General features: G+C 67.1%; 7 protein-coding genes. 5 read left to right on the top strand and 2 right to left on the bottom strand.

Annotation, left to right across the window (positions count from 1 at the left end; all coding sequences use genetic code 11):
• The first annotated feature begins 356 nt into the window (after positions 1 to 356).
• Entirely contained in the window at positions 357 to 2,339 is a 1,983-nt protein-coding gene (locus tag ABZU75_RS44955; protein WP_355569194.1) for a hypothetical protein, read from the top strand.
• Between the two features lie 190 nt (positions 2,340 to 2,529).
• Positions 2,530 to 2,883, top strand: coding sequence for a hypothetical protein (locus ABZU75_RS44950; protein WP_355569191.1), 354 nt, complete (start codon positions 2,530 to 2,532; stop codon positions 2,881 to 2,883).
• Here the strand turns inward: ABZU75_RS44950 and ABZU75_RS44945 are convergent.
• Positions 2,826 to 3,140: a DUF4158 domain-containing protein gene (locus ABZU75_RS44945; RefSeq protein ID WP_355569188.1), complete on the bottom strand. Its 315-nt coding sequence runs from the start codon at positions 3,138 to 3,140 to the stop codon at positions 2,826 to 2,828. The two genes, ABZU75_RS44950 and ABZU75_RS44945, sit on opposite strands and share 58 nt — an antisense overlap.
• A 276-nt stretch (positions 3,141 to 3,416) precedes the next feature.
• A complete protein-coding gene (locus ABZU75_RS44940; protein WP_355569185.1) occupies positions 3,417 to 4,049 on the bottom strand; it encodes a TetR/AcrR family transcriptional regulator C-terminal domain-containing protein in 633 nt (210 codons plus the stop codon).
• Positions 4,050 to 4,130: 81 nt separating this feature from the next.
• Between ABZU75_RS44940 and ABZU75_RS44935 the strand changes: the two genes are divergently transcribed.
• From ABZU75_RS44935 to ABZU75_RS44925, 3 genes are read left to right on the top strand one after another with little or no spacing between them, the layout of a single operon-like run.
• On the top strand, positions 4,131 to 4,379 hold the full coding sequence (locus ABZU75_RS44935) for a hypothetical protein (RefSeq protein WP_355569182.1): 249 nt from the start codon (positions 4,131 to 4,133) through the stop codon (positions 4,377 to 4,379).
• Positions 4,376 to 5,017, top strand: a complete 642-nt coding sequence (locus tag ABZU75_RS44930; protein ID WP_355569179.1) for a zinc-binding alcohol dehydrogenase family protein — start codon at positions 4,376 to 4,378, stop codon at positions 5,015 to 5,017. Before ABZU75_RS44935 ends, ABZU75_RS44930 begins: the two co-directional genes overlap by 4 nt.
• Entirely contained in the window at positions 4,998 to 5,336 is a 339-nt protein-coding gene (locus ABZU75_RS44925; RefSeq protein WP_355569176.1) for a hypothetical protein, read from the top strand. Before ABZU75_RS44930 ends, ABZU75_RS44925 begins: the two co-directional genes overlap by 20 nt.
• Positions 5,337 to 5,642 lie beyond the last annotated feature (306 nt).

The raw sequence follows: 5,642 nt of genomic DNA, 5'->3' as shown, positions 1-5,642 counted from the left end.
CGGTGCCTTGAGAGAGGCACGCCGGGTTCGGCGGGCGGGCCGGGGAAACGGACTGGCCGCAAGGCCAGCACTGCGCCCCGGTCCGACCCAACAAGTAGAGCGTTCGCGCAGGTCGTGGATGTCTCAGAACCGTCTCTCAGAACGTTCCGGTTGTGAGAGGAGTTCTGCGAGCGGTGACCTGGGCGAACGCCTCGTCGAACAAGGGAAACCCCGACCTCGCACAATCGGTCATTTCTGCGAATCGCGCACTTTGCGATCCAAGGGATGGGCCGGGCATGAAACATGAAGGTTGCTAAGACAGGTGGTGACCTTGGAGGCTCTCCTTAACGACGCGTACGACCTTCCAGGAGTGCCCTGTGATCATCGAGGATCTGTCCGAGCCGGAACTCGCCCTCTGGGAGGCGTTTCCCACAGCGCGTCCTGTGGATCTTCCCGGCACCCCCGTTCGGGCTGCGATCATCGCAAGGATGTTGCTCGGCGCCCGGGAACGCCTTGAAGGGCAGACGCCCGGCATACACCTGTCCGGCGCCCGGATCGCGGGCCGATTGGACCTGTCGTACGCCGAGGTACAACACCCTCTGATCTTGACCAAGTGCGAGTTCGAGGAAACGCCGGTCTTCACCGGAGCCCGCACCGGCCTGGTGGACCTCGCGGCCTCCCGGGCACCCGGACTGCAGGCCGTAAACGCTGTGATCGGCGGGGCACTGCGCCTGGAAGGCTGCGAGATGGCCGGCCCGATCCAGCTCGCCGGGGCCCACGTGTCCGGGACACTGAATCTCAGCGGCGCAGCGATCCACGCACTTCAGGCCGTCCATGCCGACGGCCTGATCGTCGACCGTGATCTTCTGTGCGCGAACGCCGTCATCGACGGTGAGTTACGCGTTGTTGGCGCCAGGATCGGCGGGACGATGACCCTCGATGGCGCACGGGTCGGGCGGTCAGGCGGCTTCAGCCTCACCGCCGAGGGGGTGGTCATCGACGGCGGGTTGTCGTGTGCCCGCGGTTTCCGCTCCTGGGGGGAGCTGAGCGTGCAGGACGCCCGGATAGGGCGCCGGTGCGTCTTTAGCGGAGCCCAGCTGTCCAACCCGGACGGCATCGCCCTGAACGCGGAGAGACTCAGTGTCGAGGGCGGGCTGCGCATCGATGACGGCTTCTCGACCGAAGGTGAAGTCCTCCTGCGCGGAGCCCGCGTGGCTGGTTCGCTCCGCTTCGCGCAGGCGAGCCTCGCCAATCCGGGAAGACGCGCGCTGAACGCGCCGCTGATGGAGATCGGCAGCGGACTGCGGCTCACACCAGGTTTTGTGGCGAACGGAGAGGTCTTTCTGGACTCCACCCAGGTCCGCGGATCGGTCAACCTCGACGGCGGGACGTTGTCCAACCCGGGTGCGACGGCGCTTTCCCTGCGTCGGCTGGGGGTCACCGGCAGGCTCAGCTGCAGCGAAGGCTTCCGTGCCGACGGGGAGATCGTGCTCATCAACGCCCGAATCGAGGGCAGCTTGGAGTTTCACGGTGCCGCCCTCAGTAATCCCGGCGGGCGGGCTCTGTCCCTGTGGGAGGTGATCGCGGGCGGGGGCATCGACTGCTGCGAAGGCTTCGCGGCCACGGGAGACGTCTCGATCAGGAACTCCCGGATCGCCGCCACACTGTGCCTTGCGGAGACCACCATCGACGGTGACCTTCACCTCCGTGGTGTGGAAGCGGCTTCGCTGAAGATCGGGCCCCAGACGGAACTGCTGCGGGCCGTCGACCTTCGCCACAGTCGGGTCGGCGTACTCGATGACGCTCCCAGCCGGTGGCCTGCTCACGTCCTGATGAACGGCTTCACCTATGACAGCCTGGAGGCTCCCCTGCCTGTCCAGGAGCGACTTGACTGGCTGGCCAGGGAGGACTACCAACCTCAACCCTATGAGCAATTGGCCGCCGTCTACCGCCGGCAGGGCCACGATGAGGCTGCTCGGGACGTGCTGCTGGCCAAACAGCGTCGCCGCCGCTCGGGGCGGCGGCTCGGGGCACGGCTGTGGGGATATATGCAGGACTGGACCGTCGGGTACGGCTACCGACCCTTCCGCGCTGCGCTCTGGCTCGCAGCCCTTCTCCTTATCGGCACGGTCGTTTTCACCGACCACCAGCCACCGGCCTTCAAGCCAGGCGAGGCTCCCCCCTTCAACGCCTTCCTCTACACCCTGGACCTGCTCCTCCCGATCATCAGCTTCGGACAGGAGAGCGCCTTCGGCCCGCGCGGCGCACAACAGTGGCTCGCCGCGGCGATGATCACTGCAGGGTGGATCCTCGCAACGACCATCCTGGCAGGCCTCACTCGCGCACTCTCCCGCCAATAACGCGACCAGAAGCGGCCACCTTGACGCCCTCTCAGCAGCCACTGACAGGGTGATCTACCTAGGAGCTGGGGGCCACGGTCAGCAGAGCACCCCCGTCTCTGTCGTCACCCAGAGTTACTTTGCCCCGGGTGGCGCGGACCCGAGTGGGAGGCCTAGCAGAAAGATCACAGCGGCAGGTAGAACTGCGTGCATGGATCCGGTGAAACTGCAGCAGGCTCTGGACGACGTCTTCGACCAGGCCCTGCTCCGCCACGGCTTCACGAACTACATGCGCGACTACCAACTCGTGATCCACGCGGCCACTGATCCGCGAAGCGGGATCGCGCCGGCGATGCTGCGCTACCTGTTCCGCCACTGCGTGCAGGCCACCTGCACCACAACCGTGCCCGCCGACACCTGGCGCAAGTCCCTCGATGACCGGCTCATCACCTACGAAACCGGCGTCGACCTCGACGGATACGTCTGGGGCGTCAACTGGCAGGATCTCTACCCCGGGGCCACGCTCATCGCCGACTCACCGGCCTCCCGCACCTGCGCCCTGTGATACTCGATCGTCGACCCCGACCACCGGTACTCCCCGAACAGCTCCGGATCGACCTTCACCTGCCCGGCCACGTAGTCGACAGCAGCCTTCGGGACCTCACCCGCATGCCGCGGGAACCGGCCCTCCTGCTCGAAGAACTTCAGCAAGAGGCTGAACCCCAGCCGTGTTGTCCCCGTCTTGTTCCCCACCAGCTCCCAGTCACCGTCCAGCAGCGTCCACGCCGCGATCAGTTCCTCCGGCTCCCACTCCCGACGCACCTGTATCCGCCCTCCGCCCGACCGTCTGCAACACGAACACGATCAGGCAGAAGCCCCGACCAACTAGCCGCATTCACCCCTCCGTGACGACCACGAACCGCAACCGTGATCACTCACCTAGTTACTTTGGGGCTGGGGGCATCTTTGGGAGCGGAGGGCCTGGAGGAGCTGTTTCATAGGTGAAGGCCTATGAAACAGCGACGATGTCGGCTTGCTGTGTTGAGCGACTCGGGATGCTCGTGCCAGGGCTCACTCGCCTGCGGAGCGGCTGACCGGTCAGGACGTGGGGTTGGAGTGCGCGGCAGGACCATGGATGATCTGTTCCAGGCAGTCGCGGAACAGATCGTCGGCGGTGCGGCCAGGCTGGAAGTACTCGGCCACGCCGGCCATCACGGTGGGGTACGCCGAGGCGTACGCGGCCATGTCGAAGCCGTCCAGGGCGTCCGCGTCCGGGTGGCCGAGCTGTTCCTCCAGGACGTAGCCGACGGTGAAGCGCAACACCGTCAACACGATCAGGCGAGCCTGCCGCAAGGGAATGCCCCGCCTGACCAGCGTGCTCATCGCCAGTTCGGAGATGGCGGCCATCTTGAGGGACAGTTGGGAGGCCGCGATGATCCGGGCTCCGTCCGGGTGGGCCAGCAACGCGCGGCGCAGCCGCCCAGCCAGGCCGATCAGCCAGTCCTGCCAGTACTCCTCCGGAGCGGGCGGCTCCAGCTCGGGGAACTGCTGCTCCAGGATCGCCTCGGCGATAGCGGTGACCAGCGCCGCCTTGTTCGGGATGTGCCAGTAAAGGGTCGGCGACTGTACGCCGAGCCGGGCGGCCAGTTTGCGCGTGGTTACGCCGTCAAGACCCTCGGCGTCCAGTAGCGCGACGGCCTCGGTGACGATCCGCTGTTTGTCCAGAGCCAATTCCGGCACCTCCCATCCGGACTCTATCAGTGGTAGAGTTCTCTATCGGTGATAGAGACTTATGCCCCAGAGGAGGCAACGATGAGACACCAGCCCTCGCTACGCGACCTGCTGCACTGGGCAACTCATCGCATTCCGGGGATTCCCGCGCACACCGAACGCCCAGTCGGCCACCAGGGCCAGGCCCACCACGGCCGCGGGCGGCGGCACTCGCTCACGCACCACCGTTCGCACCACCACGGGTTCAACCACTCGCCGGCTCGTCCGCCTCGCGTCCTGGTGGCGTGGCAGACGCGGATCGCCCGCTTGTTCGGTCAGGACCTGGGATGAAGGCAGCAGTGCTCCACGAGGCCGGCGGTATCCCACGCTATGAGGACTTCCCCGATCCGGTGGCCGGCGACGGCGAGGTGATCATCGACGCCAAGGCGGTCGCCGTCGAGAACGTCGACAAGGCGATCGCGGCCGGCACGCACTACGCCAGCGAGAAGTACATCGGCCAGTTTCCGGCGATCCCCGCCTTCGACGGCATCGGCGCCCTCCCGGACGGCACGCTCGTCGGGTTCGGCAACATCCGCCTGCCCTACGGCGCGCTCGCCGAGAAGGCCGTGGTGCCCCAGGGCTCCTACATGCCGATCCCCGACGGCATCGACCCGGCTGTGGCGACCGTGATGGCCTCAGCCATCACCGCCATGTCGATGAAGACGGCCGCGGGGTTCGTCCCCGGGGAGACGGTGCTGGTGCAGGGCGCCACCGGGGTCGCCGGGCGGCTCGCGGTCAAGGTGGCCCGGTTGCTGGGCGCCGGCCGGATCATCGCCACCGGCCGCGACGACGACCAGTTGCGCGGAGTACAGGCCATTGGGGCCGACACGGTGATCAACACCGCAGTCTCCGACGGGGCGCTGGCGCAGGCGTACCTCGACGCCAGGGGGGGACGGCTACGACGTCGTGGTGGACTACCTGTGGGGTAGGCCGAGCGAGATCCTGCTGCGCGCGCTGGTGCCGCGGTCGTTCGCGTTCGGCAAGCCGACCCGGGTGGTCCAGATCGGCGAGTCGGCCGGAACTGAGCTCACCCTCGCCGCGTCGAGCCTGCGCACGTCCGGCGTGGAGATCTACGGCGCGGCCAAGGGTCTCGACCCGCAGGCCATGGACGAGGTGTACCAGCAGATCGTGACGTGGACGCGGTCCGGCGAGCTCACCTTCGACGTGGAGAAGGTCCCGCTGAGCGACATCGAGACCGCCTGGCGGCGAACCGACCTGAAAGGCAGGAGGCTCGTCGTGATGCCGTGACCGGCCGCGCCCACGGCACACCAGCGATGATCACCGGTCAGCGCTCCGTCGCCGCCCCGCCCACGACGTCGACGGAACCGTCTCAAGTGGTGGTGCCCAGCTCCAGCGGCCGCAGGCTCCGCTCCGGGGCCACGAGGCGATCACATGGCGGTCGTAGACAGCTGAGATGGAGCGTGACCCGGCAGAGACGGCCCTCCACCCGGGTCTGTGTGACCAGCCGCAAAGTAGCGAGAAAGACCAGGTCACAGCCTCCCGGAAGCATCCTTGATCAGGATGCGAAGCCATAGCGCTCCGCAGTCGTCTGGG

Source organism: Streptosporangium sp. NPDC005286, assembly GCF_040607515.1.
GTDB lineage: Bacteria > Actinomycetota > Actinomycetes > Streptosporangiales > Streptosporangiaceae > Streptosporangium.
Note: the sequence above shows the minus strand (reverse complement) of the source record. Positions and strands in the feature narration are given on the sequence as shown.